The sequence below is a fragment of the Thermobrachium celere DSM 8682 genome (genome assembly GCF_000430995.1).
GTDB classification, from domain to species: domain Bacteria; phylum Bacillota; class Clostridia; order Clostridiales; family Caloramatoraceae; genus Thermobrachium; species Thermobrachium celere.
On the sequence record NZ_HF951995.1, the window covers coordinates 9,110 to 9,451 of the forward strand.

Consider the following 342-nt stretch of genomic DNA (forward strand, 5'->3'; position numbering starts at 1 on the left):
TGAGAAGGTTGAAAAGAAAAATATAGAGAATCTAACATATGCAGAAGTAGTAAATATAGTAGAAGGTTCTGTACTTGGTGGAAAAGATGGACTTCATAAAACATTAAATAAGTTTGTAATAGGTGCGATGACACTTGATGTTATGAGAAAATATATATCTCCTGGAAACCTGCTTATTGTAGGTAATAGAGAAGAAGCCCAAAATTAGCATTAGAAAAGAATTGTGCTGTATTAATCACTGGGGGGTTTACATGTTCTGATGAAATAAACAGCTTGCAAATAAAAGGGAATTGCCTATAATTTCCTCAACATATGATACCTTTACAACAGCATCTATGATAA

The 342-nt window shown here is 32.2% G+C and carries 1 pseudogene; it reads left to right on the forward strand.

Annotation, left to right across the window (positions count from 1 at the left end):
- Positions 1-342 (forward strand): annotated as a pseudogene (locus TCEL_RS12985) (DRTGG domain-containing protein); the annotation flags it as partial.